Origin of the sequence: Dyella jejuensis, from assembly GCF_044904675.1 — a bacterium.
Classification (GTDB): Bacteria; Pseudomonadota; Gammaproteobacteria; order Xanthomonadales; family Rhodanobacteraceae; genus Dyella_B; species Dyella_B jejuensis.
In genome coordinates, this window is sequence record NZ_JADIKJ010000011.1 from 13,751 (window position 1) to 40,745 (window position 26,995).

Below are 26,995 nucleotides of genomic sequence, written 5' to 3' on the forward strand. Positions count from 1 at the left end.
TAATCGGCGAAACGACCATGCGCCGCCGCAGGGAACCGCAGCCAGACCGGAACAGTGCACATTCCCTTGACGCGATCCGCACCCGCCGTTCGGGTCCGCTGCGCCATGCTGCGAGCCTGTGCAAGCCTGACGGCGGAGGAAGACCAGCATGCATGCCCCGAAAAAACCCAGCGATTCGCAGGACGCGGAGCGCCAAGACCCCAACACACAGCCCGATCCCAAGCATCGGCGAGGCCCGCCGCAACGGCTGGAAGATACCGATGCCAGCGGGGATGCGCTGAACGATACGGGCGAAGATAACCACCGCCACAAGCACGAAGATTGAGCCGCTTTAAGCGCAAGCTGGCGGTGGCGAGGTTATGGCGGGGCGGGTTTGACCATCCCGCTCCTCGCCGGCAGCGGGACGGTATGTGCTGCATCAGACAAACATGCCGCCCGACGCTTCGATGCGCTGGCCGTTGATCCAGCCGCAGTCCTTCGACAGCAACGCGGCGACCACGCCGCCGATATCGTCCGGCAAGCCAGCGCGGCCCAATGCTGTTTGCGACGCGACGAACGCATTCAAGTCCGCGTTGTCGCGCACCACGCCGCCGCCGAAATCGGTTTCGATCGCACCGGGCGCCAGGGTGTTGACGGCAATCTTGCGTGGGCCCAGTTCCTTGGCGAGATAGCGGGTGAGTACCTCGATCGCGCCTTTCATCGAGGCATACGCGGCATGGCCGGGCAGGGCGAAGCGGGCGAGGCCGCTGGAGATATTCAGAATGCGGCCGCCGTCAGCGATCAGTGGCAACAGGGCCTGGGTCAGGAAGAACACGCCCTTGAAATGCACATGCATCAGTTCGTCGAATTGCGCCTCGGTCGTGTCGGCAAACCCGACATGGATGCCGATGCCGGCATTGTTGACCAGGTAGTCGACCTGGCTGCGCTGCCATTGTTGTTGCAGCGCTTCGTGCAACTGTGCGGCGAACTGCTTGAAGGTCGACACGTTGCCGGCGTCCAACGGCAAGATGGCGGCGCGGCGGCCGAGCTTTCGGACTGCCTCGGCCACCGCCTGCGCTTCGGCCTCGCTGGAGCGATAGGTCAGTACCACGTCAGTGCCGTGTTCGGCCAGTTTCAAGGCCATGCTTTTGCCCAGTCCACGGCTGCCGCCGGTGATCAGGGCGATCGGGGTTGGTGTGTTCATGGTGCGCTCCATCGTTGGGGAATCGATAGCGGCCAGCATATTGGTCTGTACATGCCGCATAAACCGCCGGATCATGACTGCTGTGTTCGTAAGAGACGAACAATTGCACGACGCGAAGGTGAGCCATGAACCGGATCGAAGCCATGCAAATTTTCGTGCGGGTAGCGGAGCTGGCCAGCTTCACCAAGGCTGCCGATAGCCTGGGCTTGCCCAAGGCCAGTACCTCCAGCGCCGTGCAGCAATTGGAGGCGCAGCTCGGCACGCAACTGCTGCACCGGACTACCCGCAAAGTGCAGATGACGCAGGACGGCCAGCGTTTCTACGAGCGAAGCAAGGACCTGCTCGCGGACATGGACGAATTGAACAGCATGTTCCGGCAGGCGCCGCAGTTATTGAGCGGCAGGCTGCGCGTGGATATGAACAGCGGCGTGGCAAGGCGCGTCATGCCACGCCTGCCGCAATTCCTGCGCGCGCATCCGGGCCTCGAAGTGCAGCTCAGCTGCACCGATCGCCGCGTAGATGTAGTGGGCGAAGGCTTCGACTGCGTCGTGCGCGTCGGCACGCTGGATGATTCCAGCCTGGTGGTGCGGCCATTGGGCCTGTTCCCCGTCATCAACTGTGCCAGTCCGGCGTACCTCGCCGAGCATGGCGTGCCGGAAACGCTCGACGATCTTGCCGGTCACAAGCTGATCCATTATGTATCGACGCTGGGCCAGCGGCCGTCGGGATTCGAATACCTGGAAGGCGCCGAGTGCCGTTACGTGCCGATGCAGAGCTTACTCACCGTCAATAGCATTGATGCTTACGAAACCGGATGCGTAGCCGGGCTAGGCATCATCCAAGTGCCGCGCGCAGGCGTGCTGAACCTGATCGAGGCAGGGCAACTGGTGGAAGTACTGCCGCAGTACCGCGCGGAGCCGATGCCGGCATCGCTGCTTTACGCGCAGCGGCGCAATGTATCGACACGGGTGCAGGTGTTCATGGATTGGCTGGCGGATACCCTGAAACCCTACCTTGATCAGGCATGAGCCGGAGCGATGTGCGACGGAAAACGTCACACTGGACGGATATGGTGATGCGCACACCAAACTGGCATGACGCTGCATGCATGGTCGATGTGGCGAAATGCAGACTACTTTCGAAGGGAGCACGATATGTCCGCAACCGGCGCCAATCCGTTATCGGCCATCAACCACATCGTTGTGCTGATGCTGGAGAATCGCTCGTTCGACCATATGCTCGGATTCCTCTACACCGATGCCGGCAATGTGTCGCCCTCGGGTCAACCGTTCGACGGGCTGACCGGCAAGGAATCGAATCCCGGTGCCGATGGCACGCAGGCGGTGAGCGTATCCAAGATCCAGGTGGCGACGAGCAGCACGTATTTCATGCCCGGCGCCGATCCGGGCGAGGGATATACCGCCACCAATGCCCAGTTGTTCGGCAGCACTACGGCACCGGTGCCGCCGGCGGCCACCAACCAGGGATTCGTCAGCGATTTCTCCTACACCTTGAGTTGGGAGTCCAAGGAAAAAAATTCGGTGCTGCCCGGCACGGTCGCCAATGACATCATGGGCATGCATACGCCCGAAACGTTGCCGGTGCTGTCCGCGCTTGCGCGCGGTTTTGCGGTGTGCGACGGCTGGTTCGGCTCGGTGCCGACAGAAACGTTGCCCAATCGCGCCTTCGTCCACGCGGCTACGTCGCAAGGCCATATGGATGACAAGACCAAGACCTTCACCTCGGCCACCATCTACACCGCGCTGAGCAAACAGAACATCAGCTGGAAAATCTACGGCTACGATGCCGATCCGCTGACACGCCACACCTTCACCGAGCTGACCTCGCTTGCGGATGCCTATTTTGGCGAGTTCAAGGATTTCCAGGCCGATGCGGCCAGCGGATCGCTGCCTTCGTATGCTTTCCTCGAACCGAGCTGGGGATCGAAGGGCAACAGCCAGCATCCGAATTACGATGTATCGCTCGGCGAGCAATACATCCAGGACGTGTATGTCGCCTTGCGCAACAGCCCGTTGTGGAACGAAACCTTGTTGATCGTTACCTACGACGAGCATGGCGGTTGCTACGATCATGTCGCGCCGCCGACCAGTGCGATACCGCCCGATACGTCGGCGGGCGAATACGGATTCGACTTCAAGCGCTTCGGTCCGCGCGTTCCCACCTTGCTGATCTCGCCGCGGATTCCGGCCGGCACGGTGTTGCGCGTGCCGGCAGGCTCGATGCCATTCGATCACACCTCGATTCTCAAGACGGTCGAACGGCGCTGGAATGTGCCGGCGCTGACGGCCCGTGATGCTGCCGCTCCGGACGTTGGCGCGGCTTTGAGCCTGAATACGCCACGCACGGATGATCCGTTGGCGGGGGTAACCGCGCCGGTCTCTACAGGCGCCAATCCCGCCGCAAACCAACCCTCGCACCTGCAGGAAGTCTATGCCGAACTGGTCGCGCGCCTGCCGGTGCCGGATGCGGGACAGGACACGCAACGCCAGCCTCCGCTGCAAAACGGCGACGATTACGACCGTTACATCAAGGAGCGGCTGGCGGCGTGGAAGGCCAGCCGCAGGATGGCGAAACCATAGGCCCGGTTGGTGCGCGTCGTCGCACGGCTTTCCCCGCCACGGCTAAAGCCCGTTCCCGGCAGCGCGAAAGGTCACTACCAGTACATCGCGGTGTGCCGGCTCGTCGGCGACGAGCGGCGTTACCGGCGTGACACCATGGAACACGCGCGGATCATGGATCAATGCCGCGTCGAACGGATGGGTCAGCGTGAAATCGCCCAACGGTTTTCCGTCCGGCGTATGGATGGTGGTGGTGCCGCTGGCGATGTTGTGCCGATCCACCAGTAACACCAGTACGAAATCCACGCCATCGCGGTGGCTGCCCTCGGGCGTGGGTTCGCCGGCCGTACCGCTGCTCGCTTCGATGCGGAATTGATGTACTTCCACATGCCACTGCGTGATGCCAGGCGACAGCGCGCCGAAGAAGCCGTGGCAGAACCCGAGGATGGAGCGCAAGCTGGCGCCGTTCGCCACGGCCGGTTCGATCGGCTCGAACCAGCGCTGGATATCGCCTTGCAGTGCGTTGTAATGCAGCGACTGATAATGCGCCTGATGCGCGGCAAGTTCGACCGGACCTTGGGCGCGGGCCATGAATGTTGCGTGCCGGCGCCGGCGGAAGCGCCCTTTTGCCGCGAGATAAGCATCCGGGCCAAGCCGGTTCCAGCTCGCGGCAAAGGCGGGCCAGTCAGTCAATTCCCCGGCGGATTCCAGCAGCGGCTGCATGATATCCGCGGTGGCGAATGAAAAACCGTCGTGTCGCACGGCATCGAGCAGCGCGGCAGCCGGCGAAGGGGATGGGGTGTGCATGGCGGGATTATAGACGCTGGTGCCGGGGGCTGGATTTGCCGTGCGGATCGCAGCCGTCTGGTGACGCCCTGGTGCGGCTCCCTGGGCGATCGAACGCTGCAATGGCGCGCGCAGCATCGCTGTCGATCGGCAAGGTGCCAGGCATCGTTATCGGAAAGGATGTGCATTGCCGATCGATGGCTCGGCGCACATCGGGATTCGCCATCTTGTGCTGCCTTGCGCTTGCGAAGAGTGCACCAGCATAAAAAAAGCAGAGGCACGGGCCTCTGCTTTTTTGCGGATAGATCGCAAAGTTCAGGTGCTGGGCGCAGAGGCCGTCGAGGACGCGCTGGCCGGCTTGCTGCCCTTGTGCCCACGGGCGCTCGGGTGATGCATCGGCCGGTTCCGGAACAGGTCGTCGGCGGTCTGTTTCTGTTCCGGCGACAGTGCTGCGTACAAGGTACTGAAGGCGGATGAAAGCTTCTGCATGTTGTCCGCATGCAGCTGCGCCAATTCCGCATAGGATTTCATCACTTCGTCGGCATTCATGGCCGACATTTTCTGTGCGCGTTCCTTGAATGCTTCACCGGTCTTCTGCGCGTTGTCGCGCATGGCCTGGGCGTATGCGTCCCATTGGCTCGATTGCGCGTCGGTGATGCCAAGCTTCGTATGCAGGCTGGTGATCTGCTGTTCCACTTCGTCCGCGCGCCGCTGCGCGTGGGTTTTCGTGGCGGCTGGCGCGGTGGATGCAGGCATCGCCGAGGCTGGCGCCGTGCTCTGGGCGATGGAGGCGCCGGCGAACATGGCAAGCGACAGCGCGAGAGGTAGGGCAGCCTTGCGTATAAGGTTTTTCATGAGATGAAAACTCCGATTCCGATTCATGAGTACGGGCCGAGGACACCGACCGGGCGTGGTGGCTGGACGCGCGGGGTGCTCGCTATCACTGCGGCGGATAGCCGTTGCTGTAATAGACCACGCCAGGCGGTGGCGGCGGAGGCGGTGCGGGTTGTACGTACACTGCGCCAGGCGGCGGCTGCGCGGCGGCCGAATTTGCAATGGCTGCGCCCGCCACGACGCCTAGCAGTCCGGCCGCGATGGCCACGCCGGCGTTGTTGCCGCCGCGATGGCCGCGATCCCAGCGCGGCGGCGGAGGCGGTGGACGGTGATAGCCATGGCCGGGACGGTTGTAACGCTGTGCCTGCGCCGGCATCGCAGGGGCCACCATGGCAAGTGCGATGGCTACGGCGGCAATCTGCCGGTACAACGGAATGGGGGAGCTGCGAGTCATCGATCTATCCTCCTCGCTATGCGGCGTTGGTCGCGTGCATCGAGCCAGCATCGGATGCCCGCGGGATGGAAATCCATAGGGCGATAGGGCGGCGCTACAACCTCTGGCACGTCACCGCGCATCGTCGTGCTGGGAGTCTATGACAAATCGCGCGAGGGTTTGTCCGGCAAGGTACATGGTGTGGGGATCGGTTCATCTAGCGCTTATCGCCATATGCTCGCCTTCGCGGGTATTGCGCTGCGGCACCGCATCGTGGATGAGAGGGGAATCTCCATGCCGGTCACTATGGTTCGCGAAGACGCCAATGACGCGGATCGGAAGCATCATGGACTGAACACCAGCACCAGGAATACCACGAACAGCGAAAGGTGCACCGCGCCTTCCAGCATCGTGGTGCGTGAATTGGAAAAGGTGATCGAGCTGAGGATCAGCGTCGCGATCAGCATCACGATGCTGGAAGGCGGCAGGCCGAGCAGTACGGATCGGCCCGTATACAGGCTGATGGCGAGCACCGCCGGAACGGTCAGCCCAAGCGTGGAGGTGACCGCGCCAAGGCACAGGTTGATGGCGCGGGTCAGGCGATCGGCGCGGATCGCAATCAGGGCGGAAATGCCTTCCGGAGCGAATACCAGCATGGCGATCACGATGCCGCCGAGCGCCGTCGGCGCGCCGGTGGCGGCGATGCCGTAGTCGAGGATCTTGGCCAGGCTCTTGGACAGAATGACGATCGGCAGGATGTTCGCCAGCAACAACAGGAAATGCAGCGCAAGCGCTTTCTTGTCGATCGCCGCCGGACGGTGGTGCTCCATCTCCTTGGCATCGATCGGCTGTGCATCCGGCGCCACGAAGTAACCGCGATGCCGTCCGGTTTGCAGCCAGAGAAAGATGCCATAAAGGCCGATGGTCAGGAGCGAAAACATCACTGCCTGGGTGGGTGTAAGCGAGCCGTCGCGGGTGGAGATGGTGAAATCGGGCAATACCAGCGCGATGATGGTCAACGGGATGATCACCGACAGGTAGGCCGACGCGCCTTTCAAATTATAAGTCTGCTCGTAATGCCGGATGCCGCCCATCAGCAGGCCCAGTCCGACCACGCCGTTGAGCACGATCATCAGCACCGCGTACATCGTGTCGCGCGCCAACGTGGCGTTGTCGTGCGAGCCAAGCATCACGGCCGAGATAAGCACTACCTCGATCACCACGATGGACAAGGTAAGCACCAGCGTGCCGAGCGGTTCACCCAGCATCTCGGCCAGTGTTTCGGCCTCGTGCACCACGCCGAAGGCCACCCACACGATGGCGAAGAACAGCCACACGAACAGGCCGAGCGCCATGGCATGGTGAGCGAGGCTGCCCATCCATCCCGGTCCGAATATCAGGAAAAGCGCTACCGTGAGCCAGCCGATGAAAGGCCGTACCGTGGTCATGGGTATCCGCATGGTGATCCTTACCTGTTTTCCGCCCGTGCATCGGGCTGGTTGATAGTAAGCGCTTCGGTCGTGCCAAGGCGAACCCGCGCCGCATAAGCGGTGCCGGCTTTGATTCGCTTGCGCTGCGGATCAGGGCTCCCGGCCCGGTAATCTGCCGGGTCACCAGTCGAGCCGGTTTCATGCATCGATGGCGATGGCTCGGGCCTGTTCGCAAGACAAGCGCCGCCAGGCAGCTTCGCGCGGAGCGTCCATGGGCATTTGTCGCATCCGGTGGACAAGTTCGATATGCAACCCCCGAACACGAGATAGTGGCGCCCGATGCCATGGGCCGAGGTTGTTGTTGATGCTGCAAACCTTGTTTCCCATTGAACGGCTGGCGTCCGTGCTGCACGGCATGTTCGGGATATCGTCGATGACGCGCTCATGGTAGGGCGGTGCGCAAAGCAGCGAGGCTGTTTACCAGTCATGTGTGGCGACTCGTGCAGGGTGCGCCTAAGCGCTGATGCAGATAGCGCCCGCCAGCGGGAAGTGCTCGCCGCGTTTTTTACCGCATGTGTCCTTTGATTTTTTTGCTACCGGCCTGCTCAATCCGGATGTGTTACTGGTTGCCGATGCTGTTGCCGCGCAGGCACGGATGCGCCAATGCCCACAGCGGAATCACGCAGTGCGAAAGCAATGGCCGGGATGTTCTCCCGGACGCGCCAAGGGCGTGCAACTGGCACCTATCGATGGCGTTGCAGGCGCGCTGTGCATCGGGGCATTGCCGCGCGTTAGTTTTGCTTCCAGGTCGAGGCAGGAAAATGATGCAGATCGAACGGTCGCCGACCCGGCGCGCATCCGGCAATTGGATGTAGTGCTAATGGATACTTGAGCGCAGCCATGACACATGCCGCGGCAGCAGGCTGCCAGCCGTGCGATGCCGGACGGTCAACCTGTCCCCCTTCGACCTGTCACCGTTATGCGCTTGTTTCGCCACGGATTCAGTCGTCGCGGCAGGGTCGAATCAGCTCTTTCATCACGGTTTTTATACTCATGCGCGGTATACGCTTTCACCACGCCGCCTTCATGTCGGGCGGCTGGGAAACAACGTGTAGAGCGCTGTCGAATGCGCAAGCGGGACTGGTGAAAGGCTGCGGAGTGCGCCGATGGTCCGTGTAAGACGAAACGGCACCGGCTACCTATGTAATCCCGGACGCAGCTGCTTTGAATGACTGGGGTATCGGGAGTTGGTCCGCCCCAGGGCGATAGTCGCTTCAATTCAACCCATCCAGATTCGAACAACGTGCGAAGTTGGGCGTGAAACGGTCGCGTATCCTGCTAGCAGCACCCTTGCCGACCGCGTCCAGCATCGCCGCATGGAGGCTACACGATGCCACGATTGCCACGGTTCGATATTGCCAATGTCCCGCAACACGTGATCCAGCGCGGGCATGGAGGCAACCCTTGTTTTTTTGCTGCGATGGATTACCGCTGCTATCTCACGCAGTTGTTGCATGCAAGCCGGCGCTGGGAATGTTCCGTGCATGCTTACGTGCTGATGAGTAATCACGTACACCTGCTGGTGACGCCTTCGCGCCTCGGTGCCATGGCCAACATGATGCAGGCGATCGGGCGCAACTACGTCAGCTATTTCAATGCCACCTACCACCGTTCCGGCACGTTGTGGGAGGGGCGCTACAAATCCTGCCTGATCGATGCCGATTACTTGCTCACTTGCCAGCGCTACATCGAGCTCAATCCGGTCCGCGCTGGTTTGACAGGCGAGCCCTCGGGCTATCCGTGGTCGAGCTACGGCAGCAACGCGCTGGGCGATGCCGATCCGGTGGTGGTGCCGCACATGGAATATGCGGCGCTGGGATCGAGCCCGGACGAACGCATGCGTGCCTACCGCCAGCAATTCCTGGTAGACATCGGGCCGGAAGTGCTTACGGAAATACGTGCCTACATCCAGCAACAGCGCGCGCTGGGATCCCCCTCCTTCCAGGCGCGGGTTGAAACCATGCTGGGTCGCTACGCCAGGACCAGGCCGGCTCATCGTCCCCGACGGACCCCGGAAGCGGTGGCGCAAGATTCCTAGCCGCAGCGGCGTTGCTGTCTCAATGACCAGCTGCCCCGTGCGATGAGCGACGGTACTCAGACGGGTTCGAAGCAGCCGGTGCGCAGGCATGACGCTTGCGCACCGCAAGGCTTGCACCGCAGCGTTGCCGGGTCTGGCAGAATCGGTCCAATTTCTCCAGGGGTCCTCAGGAAATGCGGGATGCATCTATACCGGCCAATTCGCCGGGCCGAGTCTTGTTTGCCAGTTTGATCGGCACCACCATCGAGTTCTTCGATTTCTACATCTATGCCACCGCCGCGGTGCTGGTTTTCCCCAGGCTGTTCTTCCCGGCCGGCGACGCGGCTTCGGCAACCCTGCAATCGTTCGCGACGTTCGCGCTGGCGTTTATTGCGCGGCCGATCGGCTCGGCCGTGTTCGGGCACTTCGGCGATCGCATCGGCCGCAAGGCAACCCTGGTCGCGGCGTTGCTTACGATGGGTTTGTCCACGGTCGCCATCGGGCTGTTGCCCACCTATGCGCACATCGGCCTGATCGCGCCTTTGCTGCTGGCGTTGTGCCGCCTCGGGCAAGGCCTGGGGCTTGGCGGCGAGTGGGGCGGTGCGGTGCTGCTGGCCACCGAGAATGCGCCAGCTGGAAAACAAGCCTGGTACGGCATGTTCCCGCAACTCGGCGCCCCGATCGGATTCTTGCTGGCGACGGGCTTGTTCCTGTGGCTGACCCAGGCGATGGGCGATACGGCGTTTTTTGCGTGGGGATGGCGCGTGCCGTTCCTGGCCAGCTCCGCGTTGGTGGTGATCGGCCTGTGGATGCGCCTGCGCCTTACGGAAACGCCAGCCTTTGCACGTGCCATGGCCCGGCACGAACGGGTAAAGCTGCCCATGCTCAGCGTGTTTGCGCAACATCCGCGTGCACTGCTATCGGGTACTTTCGCGGCGCTGGCGACGTTCGTGATTTTCTACCTGATGACCGTGTTCGCGTTGAGTTGGGCGACCTCCCGGCTCGCTTATCCGCGCGAAGAGTTCCTGATCGTGCAGATGGTCGGTGTGCTGTGCTTCGCCGCATTCATTCCCGTTTCGGCATGGCTGGCCGACCGCCGCGGTGGTCGTTTCACGATGATGCTCGCGACCGTGCTGATTTTCCTTTTCGGCATCGCCTACGCGCCGCTGTTCGCGCACAGCGGGCTGCTTTTCATGGTGATCGGCATGTGCGTGGTGGGGATTACCTATGGACCGCTGGGAACCGTTCTGGCGCAGATGTTTCCTACCGCCGTGCGGTATACCGGCGCTTCGCTCGCTTTCAATCTGGCCGGTATTTTCGGCGCCTCGCTGGCGCCTTACCTTGCCACCTGGCTGGCCAAGACCTACGGGTTGGCCTATGTGGGCTATTACCTGTCGGCCGCCGCGCTGTTGACCATGCTGGCATTGTTGCTAAAGCCGCGCGACGCGATCTGAGCGATAACGCAGGAGGGGATCCGCAGGCGTGCTTGCGGCTCCTTTATGTATTGCGTTCCTGCGCTGTCTGCTGTCGCGCCCTCAGGTGTGCGCGGCTGTACGTGGGCGATGATGCATGGGGGGCGGCGAGGCCGGTGCCCTGAAGGGGAGGATGCCGGCATGGACCGGCAGTTGCGCATCGCCAAGCATGGCGAGCAGCGTTTCGCCGTAGATCAGCTCGAAGGGCTTGCCGGCCACGAACTTCCATGCGTCCTCGGAATAATCGCCGCAGGCAACGATTTTTACGGCAGCAGCATGATGGAATTTCATCAGGCTGTGCATCTCGCGCACATCTTTCACGTCGACGTTGCGGTTACGCCAGTGCCGGCATTGAACCAAGGTCGTTGCGCCATGCTTGTGTACGATCAGGTCCAGGCCGTTATCGATATCGGCAGGCCCGGCGCGTTCCACGGCAAAACCGCGATAGCGGAAGGCCTGCGCGACCTGATTTTCGAACGTGCGCCAGTGCATTCGGCATAGCCGGGCGAGTCCGTCCTGGACCAGCAGCCGATGCATGCGCTTGCGATAGTCCAGACAGGATGCGAAAGCGCAGGCCCAGCACGCGATCAGCGCCAGCCAGAGCAGCAGCATATACACATCGCTGTGTCGCCCGCGGCCATAGTGAACACCCAGATAAGCGCTCAAGCCGAGCAGGATGCCGGCGGGCCAGTGCACCGCGGCGAGATGCCCGATGCGATGTGTTCCGTGCTTCGCCATCAACTCCCCCGAGCTGTGAACGTTGCTTTCGAACTGCGACTCGACCTTAGCGCGGACGATTCGAGACTTCAGCGTGCACTGCGGCATTCGGCCGCAGCGCCGTTCTGCCGCGTATAAACGCTCAATCCAGGCGTTCAGGGATATTGATTTGCTGCGATGCGGCGACGATTTATGGCGGCGCGGAGCATTTGGATGACAAGGGTTCGTCAAATTTTCCTATTAATTCACACAACCCGCGCCTTCAGGCCCCAGGGTAAAGGTTGACGGAATGCTGGCCTGCTCGTCGGTTGGCAGGCCGTGCAGCCGTATCGCTCGTTACAGCTTCTTCACGTGGCTAGCCAAACCATGCTCGCTGCAGTTCGACGGATCACCCCCCATGACACACAAGGCGCATAACAAGGTTTCGAATGTCCGGGTCGACTGGAGCGATCCGGAGCTGTCCTCGCTTCTGCTTCGGAGCGAGACGTGGAAGCTCGACAACCGCGGCGGGTTTTCACCACAGGAAGTGCAGGTTTATTTTGGCTGGAGCGGCACGATCGGGCGATCCGCCAGTTTAGTGTGGGAGCGCGATAAATCCGTGGTGCTGGCGACGGACTTCCCGATCGGGCAAGGCGAGCAAGTGCGTGTGGACAAGCATCTGGGCGACCGCATCCGAACGCTGTGGGGCACGGTGGTGGAGGGGCGCGAGGGAGCGCGTGAAGACGATCGCAAGAAGGGTATTCGCCTGTACTGGCTGCATATTCGCTAAGGCCTGTTCACGCCGCTGGCGTGGCCCGGCCAACGAGGACGTGTACGTCCGACGATGCCACCTGCGGCAAACAGGCTTTGTGCTTCGGGCTAGCGTTGCATGGCCGCCGTGCGGCAGCGCAACGTTTTGCCTTATGGGCAGTTCCCAGGCAAGCCGCATCCAGTCTAAAGAAAGCGCTCGCCGTGCCGATAAGGCGCTTTAAGGGCGCGAGCCATCCACAAACCTGGGTTTCCCATATTCCGGTCCCGGCCAGCGCATGGCGAACCAGCTCGGATAGCTGGCGCGACTCGCGCTTGCAGCGCAGGCAGGGATAGCGCGGTGCAGGAAGCGAGCGATGCTGCCGTCGATTGGATGCATAACCGCATGAGCCATTTCAAACCCAACTCGAAGTTGCCGGGCAACCAGGTGGACTGGAGCGATCCGCGCCTGGAATCGCTGCTGCGCAAAACGGACAGTTGGAAACTCGACAATCGGGGCGGTTTTGCCGCGCAGGAGGTGCACATCCATATCGGCTGGGGCGCCAATACCGGACGCAAGGCCACGCTGGTGTGGGAAACCGATCAGGTGATGGTGCTGGAAACCTGCTTCCTGATCCCACCGGGCGAGCACGTGCGCGTGGATCGGCTGCAAAGCGATGGCGTGCGCACGTTATGGGGCGTTGTGGCTGAGGGTCGCGAAGGATTTCGCGAGGAAGACCGCAGGAACGGAATATATGTGCACTGGCTGCACGTGCGTTGAGTTCGCCCGGGCATCGAAGTGACTGGCCGCAAAGTCGTGCGCGTTGCGCAGCGGTGGCGCGCCGCGCGCCATGTCAGTCGTCGCCTGTTTCCGGACAGGCAGGGTTCCCAGCTGCCGCAGGCGCTTGCTCGCGCGCGGCCTGGGCCTGCAAGACCAGCGCAAGGAGCACCGCGCCCATGGCCGCCACCGCGGCGAATCCATAGATCGCGTTGTAACCCATGCCGCTGGCGATCCATCCGCCAAGCGGACCGGTCACGGCCATCGCTACGTCCATGAAAACGGAATACACGCCGAGCGCGGAACCGCGGCTATGTTCGGGTACGCGATGTACCGCCTCGACACCGAGTGCGGGAAACACCAGCGAAAAGCCGAGTCCGGCAATCGCCGCGCCTACGCCGGCCATGCGGGCATCGTTGGCCAGGCAGATTGCGATCAGTCCGATGGCTTCGATCGCCAGGGAAGCCATGGCGACGCGATAGCCGCCCAGCCATGGAATGGTGCGCCCAAAGATGAAGCGCACGCCGACGAACACCACGCCGAACAGGGTCAGCGCCAGCGCTGCGTCGTCCCATCCATGTGCTGCGTAGAACAGCGTGATGAAGGTGGCAATGCAGCCAAAGCCGATCGACCCCAGCGCAAGCCCGATGCCGTAAGGCACTACGCGGGCTGCCACGGTGCGGAAGGGCGAACGTTCGCCGGTTGCGACTACCGTGGCGCGCTTGAGCCGTGCCAGCGGCAAGGCCGCGAGCGGCAGCAGCAGGCTGACGGCGCCGATCGCGGCGAAGCCGCAGCGATGCGCGATCAGCACACCCAGCGGCGCACCGGCGGCAAGCGCGCCATAGGTCGCCACGCCGTTCCATGAGATGACGCGCGCGGTATGCGTATGTCCCACCTGTCCCATGCCCCAGGCGATCGCGCCGGTACCGACGCAGCTTTCGGCGCAACCCAGCGCGAGCCGCGCGAGAAAGACCAAGCCCAGGCTCAGCCATGGCAAACCGCTGGCCAGTGCGCCGAGCAACAACAACGTGCCGCTGACGATGCACATGTTCAAGCCAGTCATGACCGTGCGCTTGGGGCCTTTCGCATCCGCCATGCGTCCGACTTGCGGACGGCTGAGCAAGGTGGCCACGTACTGCGTGCTGATCGCCAGCCCTGCCAGCATCGCGCCAAAACCGAGTCGGGTATGGACGAAACTGGGCAGCACCGCCAGCGACAATCCGATGGTCAGGTAGGTGATGAAGGTAAATGCGACAGTGCTTAGGATGGACAGCAGCACGGTGCTGGAAGAGCGAGATGCATCGGCCATGGGGTAGGGGGCTTGGCGGATTTCCGGCGAGGAAAGCTGGAATCGACGCATTATACGCTCGTTTGGTGCGCTGCGTCATGCGCGTGCCGCGTTTATGGTCGGACTCGTGCCTATCGCGCGACGAGAATGTGTTCCGTCGCAAGGCACCTCGCCTCGACCGTGCAAGCGGATAGAAGGCACGGCGTGGCCGTGGCTGGGCCATGGCCTGCTGCCATCGAGCCAAGTCGATCTTTCATCGACAACATGGCATGCAGCCTGTTGTGACGGGAGAACCGGCATGCATCAGAAGCTCGATCGATCGCACCGGCTCGGTCTGCGCGAAAGTACGAAGCGCTCCTTCAGCCAGCCGCATTGCTGCGCGCAGTGGATCGCCGCCTTCTGACAGCGTATTCAAGTAAGGGGCTATTTCGCTTGCGTGCGGCAGTTCAACGCCAGCAGCAGTCGTAGCAAGGATGCGCGAGTTATGAAAGATCGAAACGTAAAAACCGGCTGCTCCGTCGGCTGGTTATTGAACCCGCGCAAAGGCGTGATGCGTTGGAATCGCGAACCCATGTTTTTTGCCGTTCGCCCGGCGCATAAGCAAAAGCGTCGGACGGTGGCTATCGTTGTCAGGAGTGTCCGGTAAATGTGCTATCTCGCCAGGCGCTTCATGTGCGTTCGTAGCCGCTGGCGAGACAGCATGAAAAGAGCCGGGCATCGTTTCTGATTCTATTTTTTACGAGCCACGATGTTGCATTGCAGCGCCTGAAACCTGCTTTTTTGCGCTGCGTTTCGCCATGTTCTGCGTGCAAGCCGTGTGAATTTCTTCGAAGCACATATGACAATTTTTTCTTTGCGATAAGAATCACGTTCCAGCGTGGGCAGATCGGCCAAACACGCTGGACAACGTTGTCATCAGAAGCAGATACTCGCCGCACTTCGCGTCCTTGCAGTTTCGTTACAAGCACCGAAGTGCATGGATGCATATGGCGACTGTCCCCTCATGGCTGTCCGGAATGCGGTCGTGAAATCGCCGACGTTGTTTACCTGTTGCGATTCCATCAGCCCTGGAGACAGTCCCATGCATGTAAAGAAGTCGACGAAGTGGTCCACCCTGACCTTGAGCACGTTGAGCACTGCCGTTGGTGCGGCGCTGGCTACTACTTTGCTCACCGCTGCGCCTGTACAGGCAGTGCATGCGGAAGCAACCTGCGCCGCAGCTTGGAGCGCGAGCGCCATTTACACGGCGGGCAATGTCGCGAGCGAAGGCGGCATCAATTACGAGGCGAACTGGTGGACCCAAGGTAACAACCCCGCCACCAACAATGGCGGAGCGGGCAGCGGCCAGCCATGGACATCGGAAGGCGCATGTAGCGGTTCACCGACACCTGCTCCCACTCCGACACCTACCCCGACACCCACGCCTACCCCGACGCCCACTCCGACACCCACGCCAACGCCAACTCCCACACCTGCGCCGAGCGGATTCGTGTTCAGTCCGTACAAGGACATCACGATCAACCTCAACTGGAATACGAACACCATGCAGACGGCGATCACGGGCACCACGCTTCCCGTCGTCGGCAGCGGCAGTTTCTATTCGACGGTGGAACCGAACCTCCCGGCCATCACGCTGGCCTTCGCTACTGGCTCGTGCGGCAGCGAAAGCTGGGGCGGTGTCACCGCTTCGGGTTTCATTTCCAGCAATATCAGTGCGCTCAATAGTGCGGGCCTGAGCTACATCGTTTCCACGGGTGGCGAGGCGGGCGTGTTCACCTGTTCGTCGGCGTCGAGCTTCGAGAGCTTCATCTCCGAGTACTACACCGCGCACATGCTGGGTGTGGATTTTGATATCGAAGGCGGGCAGACCCAGGCCGATATCCAGCAGCTGGTCGCCGATGTGGCGGCTGCGCAGTCGCAATATCCGAATCTGCGTTTCTCCTTCACGCTGGCCACGCTGGGTGCATCGGACGGCAGCTACGGTGGCGTCAACCAGCTCGGCCAATGGGTGGTGCAGGCGATCCAGGCCTCCAGCCCCGCGATCAAGAACTACACCATCAACCTGATGGCGATGGATTACGGCAGTGCGATCGCCGCCAACTGCGTGGTGGTGAGCGGCGCTTGCGAAATGGGCCAGTCGGCCGTCCAGGCTGTGAAAAACCTCGAGCATACGTATGGCATTCCCGCCAGCCATATCGAACTGACGCCGATGATCGGGCAGAACGACGCGCAGGGCGAAATCACTACCCTGGCCGACGTCGATACCATCACCAGTTATGCAACCGCCAATGGCCTCGCCGGCCTGCATTTCTGGTCGCTGGATCGTGACACGCCATGTGCTGCCGGTTCGGCATCGGCAACCTGCAACTCGTATCCCAGTGCGGGTGCGGTGGCCTTTACCAATGAGTTCCTGAAAGATCTCGGCAAGTAACGCGCAAGCAACGGGAACAGGGGATCTGTCGCGGGCCAGGCCAACCTGGCCCGCGCAGGCGTAAGGGTGTGTGCGGCCCGCCGTGGCTGCATTTTTCGATCATTGCAAAGTCCACTACACGCGGTACCAGGCATGGACGCGCGTGACGACGAGTGTTCCCGCACGGCTGCCGGATGCGGCTGTGAAATCACCGATGTTCCTCACCTGTTGCGGTTCAATCCAACCCTTGGAGGCAGTCCCATGCAAGTGACGAGATCAACAAAGTGGTCCACCCTGACATGGACTTCGTTGAGCACGGCCATATGTGCCGCGCTTTCCACGACCGTGCTTACAGTAGTGCCAGTTCAGAGCGTGCATGCGCAAACCACCTGCGCTGCCACGTGGAATGCATCCACCGCTTACACGCAAGGTAATGTCGTGAGCGAAGGCGGTATCAACTATGTGGCAAATTGGTGGACGCAGGGCAATGACCCGGCGACCAACAACGGTGGTTCGGGCACCGGCGAGCCATGGACCTCGGAAGGCGCCTGTGGCAGTGGCGCGCCAGCCCCGACGCCTGCTCCGACCCCGACGCCCACACCCACACCATCTGGCGCTTGTGACCCGGCCTGGAATGCAGCGACGGCCTACAACGGCGGCGCGCTGGTGAGCGAGAACGGTATCAACTACAAGGCGAACTGGTGGACGCAGGGCAACGATCCGGCGACCAGCAGCGGAAGTTCCGGCAGCGGGCAGCCATGGACTGAGATCGGTACCTGTAGCGGCGCGCCAACGCCCACGCCTGCCCCGACGCCCACGCCTACTCCGGCACCAACTCCTACTCCTACTCCGACGCCGACCCCTGCACCGAGCGGATTCGTATTCAGTCCCTACAAGGACATGAGCATCAATATGAACTGGAATACCTACGCCATGCAGACGGCGGTAACGGGCACGGATATTCCAGTCGTCGGCAGCGGCAGCCTGTATGCCACGCAAGTGCCAGACCTTCCCGCGATCACGCTGGCGTTCGCCACCGGCGAATGCGGCAGCGAAAACTGGGCAGGCGTGACACCGGCTGAATTCATTGCCGCCAATATCACCCCGGGTGCCACCAATTCACTCGCCAGCGCCGGCCTCGACTACATCGTGTCCACCGGTGGCGAAGCGGGCGTATTCACCTGCTCGTCGGCATCCGCGTTCGAAAGCTTCATTGCCAAGTACTACACCGCGCAGATGATCGGCGTGGACTTCGACATCGAAGGCGGCCAGTCGCAGGCGGATGTCCAGCAGTTGGTCGCCGATGTGGCGGCAGCGCAGTCCGAATATCCGAACCTGCGTTTCTCCTTCACGCTGGCCACGCTGGGCGCTTCGGACGGCAGCTATGGCGGCGTCAATCAATTGGGAGCATGGGTGATGCAGGCGATCCAGGCTTCCAGCCCGGCGCTCAAGAACTACACCGTCAACCTGATGGTGATGGACTACGGCGGCGCCACCGCTTCCAATTGTGTGGTGGTGAGCGGCGCCTGCGAGATGGGCCAATCGGCGATCCAGGCAGTGCAAAACCTGGAGCATACCTATGGCATTGCGCCTAGCCACATCGAACTGACTCCGATGATCGGGCAGAACGACGCGGCGGGCGAAATCACCACGCTTGCGGATATCGACACCATCACCGATTACGCATCCGCCAACGGTCTGGCCGGCGTGCATTTCTGGTCGCTGGATCGCGACACGCCGTGCGCGGCGGGTTCGGCCTCATCGACGTGCAATTCCTATCCAAACGCGGGTGTGCTGGCCTTTACCAAGGAGATCCTGAAGGACTTGGGCAAATAGCAAGAAAAGGAGCAGGGACGGGCTGCGGGACGGGAGGCATGCCTGTCCCGCAGCCGGGTGACAGGCGGGCCGCCGGCAAGGGAGCGCCGGCGGCTTTTCCCGCAAGCAAAGCCATGCTTGTTTGGCTGGTGCTGTACGTAGAAAACACCGTCCAGGGAGACTCCAGGTGCAGGAGCGGGCGAGCTGAACCGGCGAACGGCCCATTGGTGGCGACGATGCGCCTCGCACGCACCCAAGTACATGGTGCGCATGACGTTTTTTATAGACAGGCGCAGCACGTCCGTGTAAATTGCGTCAACTTACGACAACCTGACGCGCGCGTTTGGTTGTTTCAGTGCCGCCGAGCCAATTCGGCGACGCACGTTCAGTAGTCATCAATGCGGGGGGCGCCAGCTGCTCATGCAACGAACCTTTGTCGTCGGCTGCCCACGGTCGGGCACCACCATTGTGCAAGCCATGCTGGCGCGGCATCCGCAAGTTTTCACCCTTCCAGAAACCGACTTCTTCCCACGTCTGCTGGGCGGGCTCCATCAGCGCCTGGGCGATGAGGGCGCCAAGCCACGTCGGCGCAAGCTGGCCCGGCAACTGGGGCTCACGCGGCGCTACGGCCGGCGTGAGTTTCGCCAATTGCAGCGCGAGTTGCTCGGCGATGATGCCAAAGTGCATGCGCCCTGGTTCCAGAAGACATGTGTGGAACGCTTCATTGCCATGCTCGACAGCCTGGCCGCGCGTGCCGGCCGTTCGGCCTGGATCGAGAAGACGCCACATCATCTGTTGTACCTGCCCGAGATCGAGCATCACTTGCCGGATGCGCGTTTTATCCATGTGATCCGGCCGGGCATGGATGTGCTGGCATCGATCACCGATGCCGACCTGCGTTACGAGAACACCTCGTTCAGTGGCGGGTTGATGCTATGGACGCGGCGTTGGAACCGCGCGGTGGAAATGCACCGCTCACGCATCGGCATGCGCAACCATCATTTCGTTTTCCTGGAAGATCTGGTCCGCAATCCGGCGCAGGAATGGCAGAGGCTATGCAACTTCCTGCAACTGCCGATGCACGTCGAGCTCGACCAGGCTTGCCATCAGAAAATCGCCGATCCCAAGGCCGAGCCTTGGAAGCAGGATGCCCTCAGCGGCCGGCCGCACCAGGCGGACAATAAAGTAGAGAGCCTGTTCGGCCCGCAACTTCGCGAATGGCTGCGCGAGCGCCTTAGCTCCTATGAAGACCTGTATGCCGCCAGCAGCCTCTCGTACAATCGCGAGGACAGTTTCAGCTTGCCCGCGGATGCGCTGCCCCTGCTGCGTGCCAACGAGAAGGTTGAGGCGGAGCTGGATACCGGCGTCGTGGTGGCGGACGGACGCATCCGGGTCGCCTGATTCGCTCGGCACGAGCGATGCGTGTGCGTGACCGCTCTGCCGTCCACGTTGTCGGGCATCGCCGCATATGCGTGTAAGGCAATGCATGAACGAATGGCCTGCCTGCCTGTCACAATTCACGATTCCACGTAAGGCAGGCAATCTTTCTCGTGAACCGCAGAGCTAGAAAAAATCAGGCAGCATACGGAAGCTGGATCGTAGCCCTTATCGTCGTGCTCGCGATCGTGGCGGCAGGCGTGTATCTCGTGCGCAAGGCCATGCATCCGGGCGCCCCCGAAACATCTCCGACGGTAACGCCGCCGGCACCCTCGACGAGTGCCCCCGCACGCGCAGCCTCGACCATCCAGCATCCCATCACGCAAGCTTCTTCCGGCCCGGCGCCGGCCACCACTGCGGCGCTTCCGGCGCTGGTCGATAGCGATGCCAATGTGCGCGATGCGCTGGCCGCCCTGGTGAGCGGTGGCGACCTGCATGCGTTGCTGGTGCCCAGCCAGATCATTTCGCGCGTGGTGGCGACAGTGGATGCATTGCCTCGCCAGGGCATCGGCAGCACCTATATCCTGCCGCTGCGGACCCCCAAGGGAGCGCTGCAGACCGGGCAGGCCAATGGCACCACCGTCATCGCCGCTGCCAACGCGGATCGCTACGCGCCCTACATGACCCTGTTGGAGAACGTCGATCCGCACGCCCTGGTCGCCTGGTACAAGCATGACTATCCGTTGTTCCAGCAGGCTTATCGCGAACTTGGTTATCCGCACGGCTACTTCAACGACCGCCTGATCGTGGCAATCGACGACATGCTGGCTGCGCCGGAGGTGCACGAGCCCATCGCCGTGACTCGTAATGGCGCGCATTACGTACTGGTCGATCCACGCCTGCAAGCGCTTTCCAACGGCCAGAAACTGATGGTCCGGCTTGGGCCCGGGAACGAGGCACAGTTCAAGGCAAAGTTGCGCATGATCCGCGAACTGCTGGCGGGCGGCCAGATAGCGCACTGATGCGCGAATAGATCCGCCATCGCTCATGAGGAACGCCCGCCGGAGCGGGCGTTCCTCGTTACGCATGCTGGTCGTCAGTTCAACCGCGGCGCGAATCGTGGCCTTGCGAATGGCCCCCACCGCCGCGCGGCGCGGTGGGACGTGCGGCAGGGTGATACACCTGGGCGTGATAGCGCGGCTGCGCGCGGCTCTGCGATGCCGGTCGGTACGCGGGCGCCGGGCCGCGGTAGGTGCTTGCCCGATGTGCGCCGTAGCCGGGGCGTTGAGTGCCGGCGGGACGATAGGCGCGGCCGTAGTTTCCAGCCGGACGCGCTGCACCGGTCGCCGTGTTCGCATGCGGTGCGTAGCTGGCCGAGCGCAATGTACCGCCGCCCGGCTGCGCGCGCATGGCGTTGCCACTGATGCGTTGCACATGGGCCGCCGCCGGCGAAAAGGCCGCGCCGTGTGCGGCCGCGACGCCGGCTCCGGCGAAGGCGCCGGCACGCGATGTGGCGGCAATCGGCGGGTTACCGTGATTGAACGATGCGCGCAAGGCCTGCTCATGGCTCGCCATCGTCATCTGCTGTTGCTGCGCGGCTACCGGCCCGGTATGGGGATCGCGCGCAAATGCCACGTCTTGCGGGGTGGGGCGCGCCATCAGCCCGCCTCGGCCGCCGTTATAGCTGGTGCGATTGACGTAGGTGTTATTGATCACCGTGCGGTTGTAGACATTGGCGACGTGCACGTTGCCGAAACGGTTGACGCTGCGGTTGTAGTAGAAGCCGCCATGTCCCCAATAGCCGCCCGCATAGCCTACGCCGGTGTAGCCATAGCCGTAGTTGACGCCGCCATAGAAACCGACATGGCGACCCCAGTAACCAGGATGAAATACATAGAAGCCGCCGTCCCAGCCCCAATAACCGGGCGTCCACAGCGCGCCATAGTACGGCGCGAGCACCCAGGTGCCAGGCACCCAGTAATAGCCGGCGCCGTTCCAGGCCCAGTAGCCGGGCGTCCACATATAGCCGGATGCGGGAATCGGCGGTTGCACATAGACGGGTAGCGGCGGCGGCGGGATCCCGACCGAAACTCCGACGCCGATGAAAACGCCCGCGTCCGCCTTTTGCGGAAGCGCGCCTGATGCGACGAGCGCGGCGAGCAAGGCGACCGACGCGCGCATCAGCCATGTGCGCTTCGTCGAAATATGTTGCGAAATGCTGATGGTTTGCATGTGTTTTTCTCCTCGGCGTGCACCGTACAGGAGAAAGCGCAGGAAATCGTGCGATGCCATACCGTAGTTCGCCGACAAGTTCGTGCGTGTTCAGCGGACTAGTGCGGCACATGCCTCACAAGGGATTGGGTCGACTGGCTTTAATGTGTTTTCTAATGCTGTGTGAATGACCTGCCCGTGCCCGAAAGTTGCAAATACACGGAGCGCGCGCTATGCATCCCACTGCATCTCGATGGCATCGGCGTCCAGCACGCCAAGCCAGTAACTGCCCAGGCGCAGCCAGCCGCTGCGGATGCGATGGGTGGAGGAGTCGTATACCTTCACATAGACCAGTGTCTGGTTTCTGCTGGTCGTGAGCAGCATGCCGAGGGATGGCGTGTGCGCCCAGAACCGCCCGTGCTCCAGAAGCGTGTACCCGTTACTGTCAGCCCATGCATGCAGCATCGTGCGTACACGACGGATCTGCCAATAAATGCTCAGCCCGGTTGCTAGCAGCATGAGCACGATTAAAAGGTGCGCATACGGATGCATCGGCTCCCCCTGCCTCTGCCGGGATGATTCCCGTGTGCGCATCATAAGCAAAAAAGCGTGGTGGCGGCGGCTACGATAATGGCGTATCGACCCATCGCCAGAGGGAGGCCGCATGTCGCACCTTGAGCATCTCCAACTCCTCACCCGCTACCGGGCATGGGCCGACCGAAGGCTCTACCAAGCGCTGGCGGCGTTACCGGAGCATGTTCTGGTGACAGCCCAGCCGATCGTATTCGGCAGCCTCTTGCGCACCCTCAACCATGTTTACTGCATGGACCAGGTATGGAAGGCCCATTTGCAAGGTGAACAGCACGGCTTTACGACGCGCAATCCGGAAGATTGCCCTCCGTTTGAAACCTTGCTTGCGTCGCAGGAAGACATCGATGACTGGTACATCCGTTTCGCTACTTCGCTTGATGATCGCTCTTGCGATGAAACGGTTCGTTTCACTTTCATCGGCGGTAGTGAAGGGCAGATGCGCCGTGCCGACATCCTGCTGCATGTCGTCAATCACGCGACCTATCATCGCGGCCATGTCGCGGCGATGATGTACGGCGTGCCGATGCTGCCTCCGACGACGGACCTGCCCGTGTTTCTGCGTGAAGCGCATTGATCAGAGCATCCCTCGGTGTGGCTATGCGTATTGCATCTTGACCGTCATGCCGCCATCCACCACGAACGATTGGCCGGTAACGAAACCCGATGCGTCGCTGAGCAGATAGCTCGCGAGTGCGCCGATATCTTCGGGTGTACCTACACGTCCAGCGGGATGCTGCGAACGGTCGCGCCGGCTGAGCTTGGGGCGGTGGCGTGCCGTCGGTTTTTGCCATGCATCAGTGGCGATCCAGCCTGGAAGAATCGCATTCACACGGACCGCAGGCCCCGCGCTGATGGCCAGCGCGTGCGTCAATGCCAGCAGCCCGCCTTTGCTTGCCGCGTAGGCTTCGGTGTCCGGTTCCGATTGCAGGGCGCGCGTGGAAGCGATGTTGACGATGGCGCCCGAAGCAGCGGCGAGCGACGGCAATGCATGCTTGCTGCATAGGAACGCGCCGGTAAGGTTGGTGCCGAGATAGCGATTCCACGTTGCCAGCGAAAGCTCATGGAGCGGACCCTGGTGCGGATCAGCGATGCCCGCATTGTTCACCAGGCCGTGGATGGTGCCGAAGCGTGCGAGCGCGGCCTTGACCCAACGTTGCACGCTGGCTTCGCGCGATACGTCGAGCTGGCGGAACGCCGCACGTTCGCCTGCCTGCCATTCATCCAGGCAGGCGTGTCCCGCTTCGGAATCCAGGTCGCCGATCATCACCGAGCCGCCGGCACTGAGTACGGCTTGCGCGATACCGCGTCCGATTCCCTGCGCGCCGCCTGTGATCAGTACGACGCGGTGGCGCATCGGCTGGGTGTCGAATGCGTGAATGGCGGGCAAAATGGACATGGCGCAGAGTCATGGTTGTCAGCAGATCTGCAAAGATTAGCGTATGCATGCGTGAGGAATCGGGTACGCTTTCCGCTATGCATACCGAAAGATCCGACGCCCAGATCGAGCTTTTCGGCCAGCCTCCCGCGCACGCCGAAACGCACCGCCTATTCTTCGCGCTGATGCCGGACGTGGCCTTGCGCCATGAGATCAATCATGCCGCGGCGCTGGTGCAACTGCAGTATCCCGAGCTGCGCGCACGCTGGGTAAAGCCCGAGCGCTTTCACGTTACCTTGAACTTTCTTGGCGATTACGCCGCGCCGCCCGAGGAGGCCGCGGAAAAGGCGAAGGCTGCCGCGGGCCGCTTGCAAGCGAATGCGTTCGACTGGACGCTGGATTACGTTGCCAGTTTTCGCGGGCGCGAACCGCCCTGCGTGTTGCGGAGCACGGCGCAGCCGGAACCGCTGCTGACACTGTGGCGCACTATGGATAAGGAACTCACCCAAGCCGGCGTGCGGCGGCCGATCGAGCGCCAGCTCACGCCGCACGTGACCCTCGCTTATGGCCGGCACGAGTTGCCTGGCCCTACACCGGTCGCACCGATCAACTGGCACGTGGACCGATTCGCGTTGATCCATAACGTGGTGGGAAAGGGCAACTACCAGGTCCTTGGAAGTTGGCTGCTGGGCAGGTCCGGCGCCAGGGACGAGTAGCCATGGCCGTTATTGCCATGGGCCACAAGTCGGATAGGCGGCCCTGGCGCGCTGGCGCACAATCCTGCGGTGACTCACCCACCCAAGGAGATCGTCATGCGTTCGATATCCGTCGTTTTGCTTGCTGCATTGAGCCTTCCAGGCGCCTCCCTGGCACAGGCGCAGCAAGCGCATCACCTGCCAGCTGTGCATTATGTGCCGCCGTATGTACGGGCGGCAGTGAGCGATCCCGCGCGCGGTCAAGACATCAGCAACGATGCGCGCCGCAAGATCACGGATGTGATGGTGTTCAGCGAGGTCAAGCCCGGCCAGAAAGTGCTGGAGCTGATACCCGGCAGCGGCTATTTCACGCGCGTGTTCAGTGCCATCGTCGGGCCGCAAGGTCATGTCTATGCGTTATGGCCGAATGAGTACGCCAAGGAGGACGCGGATAATGTCGCGGGTTCCGAAAAACTCGCCGCCGATCCCCATTACGCGAATGTCTCGGTGCTCAAGCAACCTGCCGCGCAGCTGAGTGCGCCGCAGACGGTGGATCTGGTTTTCACCGCGCAGAACTATCACGACTATCCGGACGCCTTCATGGGCAAGGTCGACCCGATTGCATTCGACAGGCAGGTGTATGCCGCGCTGAAGCCGGGTGGCCTGTTCGTGGTGATCGATCATGTGGCGCCGGCCGGTTCGGGCATGGCCGATACCGACACGCTGCACCGCATCGATCCGGCGATCGTGAAGAAGCAAGTGGAGTCCGTCGGCTTTGTATTCGCCGGCGAAAGCAGCGTACTGCGCAATCCGAACGATCCGCACACGATCAAGGTGTTCGACAAATCGATACGCGGCCACACCGATCAATTCATGTATCGGTTTCGCAAGCCTGGTTGATGTGTGATGGCGCCCTCTCTGCGCTGCAAGCGGATGGGATAAGGAGCGCGCTGCGGTGACGTTTTTTCCAAGCTGGCACCGAAGAACTTTCCCGCAAGCGTGTCCCTTCGCCTCGATCCTCTCCCCGCAGGGGGAGAGGAAGCAGATAAAAAATGCGCTAATCGTGCAGGCCACGCCACATGTCATCCAGCAATTCGTCGCTGGGATCGGCGGTCTGTTCCCAATACATGATGCCGCCCAGGTGCTGCGCCCTGATGTAGGTCATCTTGGCGGCAATCGATTGCGGGTCGTCGTAGGTGATGAAGCGATGGGTCTGTGCGTTCCATAGCCACGGCGCCTGCGCCGCTTCATCCCAGTGGCGCACGTAGCCTTGCTTGTTGATGTAATCCTGCTTCAGCTCGGGCCAGTTGTGGCCGCCCTGGTAATGGCCGTAAGTCTGGTAGAGACCGTCGTGGTCGGCTTTTACGTCGGCGAATTCGCGACCGTATAGCGCGGCGCCGATCAACAGCTTGCGCGGCGATACCCCGGCGGCGAGGAACTGTCGCACCGCGCGATCGGTAGTGCGTCCATCGCCGGCGATCAGGGCCGAAGCGTGCAGGCCGGTGTGATGACCGGTGGTCGGCGTCATCGCATTGACAAAATCGTAGGTCATCAAGTTGAACCAATCCAGGTAGGGATCGATGGCGGCGATATCGATGCCGCTGACGAACGGGCCATCGGCGATCGCCACGCTGAGCGTGTAGTGGCGGGCGCCGCTGCGGCCGTTCGCGGCGCCGACCCGGTCGAGGCTGGCGCGGATCGCTTTCAGCAACAGGGTGTAATCGGTTTTGTCCTGCGGGCTGGAGTGGATGCCCGATTCATGATGGCCTGGGTATTCCCAATCGATATCGAGGCCATCGGCATGCTGGGCCGCGACCAGTTGCGCGGCGCTGTCGGCGAACTGCTGGCGACCGGCGGCGGTGGCGGCCGCTTCGGAAAAGCCGCCAACTCCCCAGCCACCGATCGAGATATCGACTTTGAGCCGCGGATTCAGCGATTTCAGCGCGAGCAGGTCGTGCAGATGCCTGGCGTCGTTAGCGTCCAGCACCACGCTGCCGTTCCTGGGATGGGCAAAGGCGAAGATCAGCGTGTCGATTTTGCCGACATCCTTGGTTTGCGCGGGAATCCAGCCGGTGGCATAGCCGACGATGCGACAGGGTGCCGGCGGATTCGCCGATGCGGCGTTGCCGGAGGCAAGCAGCAACAACAAGAGGCTGGTGGCCCAGTGACAGGGAAAGCGGAAAGAAAACGTAGACATCTGAATGCTTCCTGGTGATCC

Annotated in this window: 26 protein-coding genes; 15 read left to right on the plus strand and 11 right to left on the minus strand. The window is 62.1% G+C overall.

Features of this window, described 5'->3' with window-relative positions:
• Positions 1-148 precede the first annotated feature (148 nt).
• Positions 149-325, plus strand: a complete 177-nt coding sequence (locus tag ISP15_RS10650; RefSeq protein WP_404547291.1) for a hypothetical protein — start codon at positions 149-151, stop codon at positions 323-325.
• A gap of 93 nt (positions 326-418) precedes the next feature.
• Here ISP15_RS10650 and ISP15_RS10655 read toward each other — a convergent pair whose 3' ends face one another.
• The gene (locus ISP15_RS10655; RefSeq protein WP_404547292.1) at positions 419-1,183 is read right to left on the minus strand and encodes an SDR family NAD(P)-dependent oxidoreductase; all 765 of its coding nucleotides are present in this window, start codon (positions 1,181-1,183) and stop codon (positions 419-421) included.
• A gap of 125 nt (positions 1,184-1,308) precedes the next feature.
• On the opposite strand from ISP15_RS10655, the gene ISP15_RS10660 reads away from it, so the two are divergent.
• Positions 1,309-2,211 (plus strand): LysR family transcriptional regulator, encoded by a 903-nt coding sequence (locus ISP15_RS10660; RefSeq protein WP_404547293.1) that lies wholly within the window; start codon positions 1,309-1,311, stop codon positions 2,209-2,211.
• Between the two features lie 126 nt (positions 2,212-2,337).
• Positions 2,338-3,783, plus strand: a complete 1,446-nt coding sequence (locus ISP15_RS10665) for an alkaline phosphatase family protein (protein ID WP_404547294.1) — start codon at positions 2,338-2,340, stop codon at positions 3,781-3,783.
• A gap of 42 nt (positions 3,784-3,825) precedes the next feature.
• Here the strand turns inward: ISP15_RS10665 and ISP15_RS10670 are convergent, their stop codons facing one another.
• The 4 genes from ISP15_RS10670 to ISP15_RS10685 all read right to left on the minus strand — a co-directional run bounded on the left by ISP15_RS10670 (position 3,826) and on the right by ISP15_RS10685 (position 7,263).
• Positions 3,826-4,569 (minus strand): 2OG-Fe dioxygenase family protein, encoded by a 744-nt coding sequence (locus ISP15_RS10670; RefSeq protein ID WP_404547296.1) that lies wholly within the window; start codon positions 4,567-4,569, stop codon positions 3,826-3,828.
• Positions 4,570-4,863: 294 nt separating this feature from the next.
• Positions 4,864-5,403, minus strand: coding sequence for a Spy/CpxP family protein refolding chaperone (locus ISP15_RS10675; protein WP_404547297.1), 540 nt, complete (start codon positions 5,401-5,403; stop codon positions 4,864-4,866).
• Between the two features lie 85 nt (positions 5,404-5,488).
• Positions 5,489-5,836: a hypothetical protein gene (locus tag ISP15_RS10680; protein ID WP_404547298.1), complete on the minus strand. Its 348-nt coding sequence runs from the start codon at positions 5,834-5,836 to the stop codon at positions 5,489-5,491.
• A gap of 323 nt (positions 5,837-6,159) precedes the next feature.
• Positions 6,160-7,263 carry a calcium:proton antiporter gene (locus ISP15_RS10685; protein WP_404547299.1) on the minus strand — a complete coding sequence of 368 codons (1,104 nt, stop codon included), beginning with the start codon at positions 7,261-7,263 and terminating at the stop codon, positions 6,160-6,162.
• Between the two features lie 505 nt (positions 7,264-7,768).
• Here ISP15_RS10685 and ISP15_RS10690 point away from each other — a divergent pair.
• From ISP15_RS10690 to ISP15_RS10700, 3 genes are all read left to right on the plus strand, one after another.
• Positions 7,769-8,137, plus strand: a complete 369-nt coding sequence (locus ISP15_RS10690) for a hypothetical protein (RefSeq protein ID WP_404547300.1) — start codon at positions 7,769-7,771, stop codon at positions 8,135-8,137.
• A 498-nt stretch (positions 8,138-8,635) separates the two neighbouring features.
• On the plus strand, positions 8,636-9,343 hold the full coding sequence (locus ISP15_RS10695) for a transposase (RefSeq protein ID WP_404547301.1): 708 nt from the start codon (positions 8,636-8,638) through the stop codon (positions 9,341-9,343).
• Positions 9,344-9,516: 173 nt separating this feature from the next.
• Positions 9,517-10,776, plus strand: a complete 1,260-nt coding sequence (locus ISP15_RS10700) for an MFS transporter (protein ID WP_404547302.1) — start codon at positions 9,517-9,519, stop codon at positions 10,774-10,776.
• An 81-nt stretch (positions 10,777-10,857) separates the two neighbouring features.
• Here ISP15_RS10700 and ISP15_RS10705 read toward each other — a convergent pair whose 3' ends face one another.
• Positions 10,858-11,532, minus strand: a complete 675-nt coding sequence (locus ISP15_RS10705; protein WP_404547303.1) for a restriction endonuclease — start codon at positions 11,530-11,532, stop codon at positions 10,858-10,860.
• A gap of 376 nt (positions 11,533-11,908) precedes the next feature.
• Between ISP15_RS10705 and ISP15_RS10710 the strand changes: the two genes are divergently transcribed.
• Together ISP15_RS10710 and ISP15_RS10715 are read left to right on the plus strand one after the other, a co-directional pair.
• A complete protein-coding gene (locus ISP15_RS10710) occupies positions 11,909-12,280 on the plus strand; it encodes a hypothetical protein (protein ID WP_404547304.1) in 372 nt (123 codons plus the stop codon).
• 363 nt (positions 12,281-12,643) lie between these two features.
• Positions 12,644-13,018, plus strand: coding sequence for a hypothetical protein (locus ISP15_RS10715; protein WP_404547305.1), 375 nt, complete (start codon positions 12,644-12,646; stop codon positions 13,016-13,018).
• Positions 13,019-13,091: 73 nt separating this feature from the next.
• On the opposite strand, the gene ISP15_RS10720 is transcribed toward ISP15_RS10715, so the two are convergent.
• Positions 13,092-14,375 (minus strand): MFS transporter, encoded by a 1,284-nt coding sequence (locus ISP15_RS10720; protein WP_404547307.1) that lies wholly within the window; start codon positions 14,373-14,375, stop codon positions 13,092-13,094.
• 1,009 nt (positions 14,376-15,384) lie between these two features.
• Between ISP15_RS10720 and ISP15_RS10725 the strand changes: the two genes are divergently transcribed.
• The 4 genes from ISP15_RS10725 (at position 15,385) to ISP15_RS10740 (ending at position 20,927) form a co-directional block, all read left to right on the plus strand.
• Positions 15,385-16,734, plus strand: a complete 1,350-nt coding sequence (locus tag ISP15_RS10725; RefSeq protein ID WP_404547308.1) for a carbohydrate-binding protein — start codon at positions 15,385-15,387, stop codon at positions 16,732-16,734.
• A gap of 240 nt (positions 16,735-16,974) precedes the next feature.
• Positions 16,975-18,549: a carbohydrate-binding protein gene (locus ISP15_RS10730; protein ID WP_404547309.1), complete on the plus strand. Its 1,575-nt coding sequence runs from the start codon at positions 16,975-16,977 to the stop codon at positions 18,547-18,549.
• A 399-nt stretch (positions 18,550-18,948) separates the two neighbouring features.
• Positions 18,949-19,929: a sulfotransferase family protein gene (locus ISP15_RS10735; protein WP_404547310.1), complete on the plus strand. Its 981-nt coding sequence runs from the start codon at positions 18,949-18,951 to the stop codon at positions 19,927-19,929.
• Between the two features lie 212 nt (positions 19,930-20,141).
• Positions 20,142-20,927 (plus strand): DUF3014 domain-containing protein, encoded by a 786-nt coding sequence (locus ISP15_RS10740; protein ID WP_404547311.1) that lies wholly within the window; start codon positions 20,142-20,144, stop codon positions 20,925-20,927.
• A 79-nt stretch (positions 20,928-21,006) separates the two neighbouring features.
• Here ISP15_RS10740 and ISP15_RS10745 read toward each other — a convergent pair whose 3' ends face one another.
• Both ISP15_RS10745 and ISP15_RS10750 read right to left on the minus strand, forming a co-directional pair.
• A complete protein-coding gene (locus tag ISP15_RS10745; RefSeq protein WP_404547312.1) occupies positions 21,007-22,137 on the minus strand; it encodes a YXWGXW repeat-containing protein in 1,131 nt (376 codons plus the stop codon).
• A 210-nt stretch (positions 22,138-22,347) separates the two neighbouring features.
• On the minus strand, positions 22,348-22,668 hold the full coding sequence (locus tag ISP15_RS10750) for a hypothetical protein (RefSeq protein ID WP_404547314.1): 321 nt from the start codon (positions 22,666-22,668) through the stop codon (positions 22,348-22,350).
• Positions 22,669-22,780: 112 nt separating this feature from the next.
• Here ISP15_RS10750 and ISP15_RS10755 point away from each other — a divergent pair, with 112 nt between their 5' ends.
• Complete coding sequence (locus ISP15_RS10755) at positions 22,781-23,281, plus strand: DinB family protein (RefSeq protein ID WP_404547316.1); 501 nt, start codon at positions 22,781-22,783, stop codon at positions 23,279-23,281.
• Positions 23,282-23,302: 21 nt separating this feature from the next.
• Here ISP15_RS10755 and ISP15_RS10760 read toward each other — a convergent pair whose 3' ends face one another.
• Positions 23,303-24,103 (minus strand): SDR family oxidoreductase, encoded by an 801-nt coding sequence (locus tag ISP15_RS10760; RefSeq protein WP_404547317.1) that lies wholly within the window; start codon positions 24,101-24,103, stop codon positions 23,303-23,305.
• A gap of 47 nt (positions 24,104-24,150) precedes the next feature.
• On the opposite strand from ISP15_RS10760, the gene thpR reads away from it, so the two are divergent.
• Together thpR and ISP15_RS10770 are read left to right on the plus strand one after the other, a co-directional pair.
• Positions 24,151-24,798, plus strand: a complete 648-nt coding sequence (thpR, locus tag ISP15_RS10765) for an RNA 2',3'-cyclic phosphodiesterase (protein ID WP_404547318.1) — start codon at positions 24,151-24,153, stop codon at positions 24,796-24,798.
• 96 nt (positions 24,799-24,894) lie between these two features.
• Entirely contained in the window at positions 24,895-25,677 is a 783-nt protein-coding gene (locus ISP15_RS10770) for a class I SAM-dependent methyltransferase (RefSeq protein ID WP_404547319.1), read from the plus strand.
• Between the two features lie 157 nt (positions 25,678-25,834).
• Here ISP15_RS10770 and ISP15_RS10775 read toward each other — a convergent pair whose 3' ends face one another.
• Complete coding sequence (locus tag ISP15_RS10775) at positions 25,835-26,974, minus strand: glycoside hydrolase family 18 protein (RefSeq protein WP_404547320.1); 1,140 nt, start codon at positions 26,972-26,974, stop codon at positions 25,835-25,837.
• Positions 26,975-26,995: the final 21 nt, after the last annotated feature.

Excerpts from the sequence above, each read along its gene's own strand:
- ISP15_RS10705 (WP_404547303.1), bottom strand. The coding sequence starts at position 11,532 with ATGGCGAAGCACGGAACACATCGCATCGGGCATCTCGCCGCGGTGCAC.
- ISP15_RS10715 (WP_404547305.1), top strand. The coding sequence starts at position 12,644 with ATGAGCCATTTCAAACCCAACTCGAAGTTGCCGGGCAACCAGGTGGAC.
- ISP15_RS10730 (WP_404547309.1), top strand. The coding sequence starts at position 16,975 with ATGCAAGTGACGAGATCAACAAAGTGGTCCACCCTGACATGGACTTCG.
- ISP15_RS10680 (WP_404547298.1), bottom strand. The coding sequence starts at position 5,836 with ATGACTCGCAGCTCCCCCATTCCGTTGTACCGGCAGATTGCCGCCGTA.
- ISP15_RS10735 (WP_404547310.1), top strand. The coding sequence starts at position 18,949 with ATGCAACGAACCTTTGTCGTCGGCTGCCCACGGTCGGGCACCACCATT.
- ISP15_RS10725 (WP_404547308.1), top strand. The coding sequence starts at position 15,385 with ATGCATGTAAAGAAGTCGACGAAGTGGTCCACCCTGACCTTGAGCACG.
- ISP15_RS10700 (WP_404547302.1), top strand. The coding sequence starts at position 9,517 with ATGCGGGATGCATCTATACCGGCCAATTCGCCGGGCCGAGTCTTGTTT.
- ISP15_RS10675 (WP_404547297.1), bottom strand. The coding sequence starts at position 5,403 with ATGAAAAACCTTATACGCAAGGCTGCCCTACCTCTCGCGCTGTCGCTT.
- ISP15_RS10685 (WP_404547299.1), bottom strand. The coding sequence starts at position 7,263 with ATGACCACGGTACGGCCTTTCATCGGCTGGCTCACGGTAGCGCTTTTC.
- ISP15_RS10770 (WP_404547319.1), top strand. The coding sequence starts at position 24,895 with ATGCGTTCGATATCCGTCGTTTTGCTTGCTGCATTGAGCCTTCCAGGC.
- ISP15_RS10690 (WP_404547300.1), top strand. The coding sequence starts at position 7,769 with ATGCAGATAGCGCCCGCCAGCGGGAAGTGCTCGCCGCGTTTTTTACCG.
- ISP15_RS10755 (WP_404547316.1), top strand. The coding sequence starts at position 22,781 with ATGTCGCACCTTGAGCATCTCCAACTCCTCACCCGCTACCGGGCATGG.
- ISP15_RS10665 (WP_404547294.1), top strand. The coding sequence starts at position 2,338 with ATGTCCGCAACCGGCGCCAATCCGTTATCGGCCATCAACCACATCGTT.
- ISP15_RS10710 (WP_404547304.1), top strand. The coding sequence starts at position 11,909 with ATGACACACAAGGCGCATAACAAGGTTTCGAATGTCCGGGTCGACTGG.
- thpR (WP_404547318.1), top strand. The coding sequence starts at position 24,151 with ATGCGTGAGGAATCGGGTACGCTTTCCGCTATGCATACCGAAAGATCC.
- ISP15_RS10650 (WP_404547291.1), top strand. The coding sequence starts at position 149 with ATGCATGCCCCGAAAAAACCCAGCGATTCGCAGGACGCGGAGCGCCAA.
- ISP15_RS10745 (WP_404547312.1), bottom strand. The coding sequence starts at position 22,137 with ATGCAAACCATCAGCATTTCGCAACATATTTCGACGAAGCGCACATGG.
- ISP15_RS10655 (WP_404547292.1), bottom strand. The coding sequence starts at position 1,183 with ATGAACACACCAACCCCGATCGCCCTGATCACCGGCGGCAGCCGTGGA.
- ISP15_RS10670 (WP_404547296.1), bottom strand. The coding sequence starts at position 4,569 with ATGCACACCCCATCCCCTTCGCCGGCTGCCGCGCTGCTCGATGCCGTG.
- ISP15_RS10750 (WP_404547314.1), bottom strand. The coding sequence starts at position 22,668 with ATGCATCCGTATGCGCACCTTTTAATCGTGCTCATGCTGCTAGCAACC.
- ISP15_RS10660 (WP_404547293.1), top strand. The coding sequence starts at position 1,309 with ATGAACCGGATCGAAGCCATGCAAATTTTCGTGCGGGTAGCGGAGCTG.
- ISP15_RS10720 (WP_404547307.1), bottom strand. The coding sequence starts at position 14,375 with ATGCGTCGATTCCAGCTTTCCTCGCCGGAAATCCGCCAAGCCCCCTAC.
- ISP15_RS10775 (WP_404547320.1), bottom strand. The coding sequence starts at position 26,974 with ATGTCTACGTTTTCTTTCCGCTTTCCCTGTCACTGGGCCACCAGCCTC.
- ISP15_RS10760 (WP_404547317.1), bottom strand. The coding sequence starts at position 24,103 with ATGTCCATTTTGCCCGCCATTCACGCATTCGACACCCAGCCGATGCGC.
- ISP15_RS10695 (WP_404547301.1), top strand. The coding sequence starts at position 8,636 with ATGCCACGATTGCCACGGTTCGATATTGCCAATGTCCCGCAACACGTG.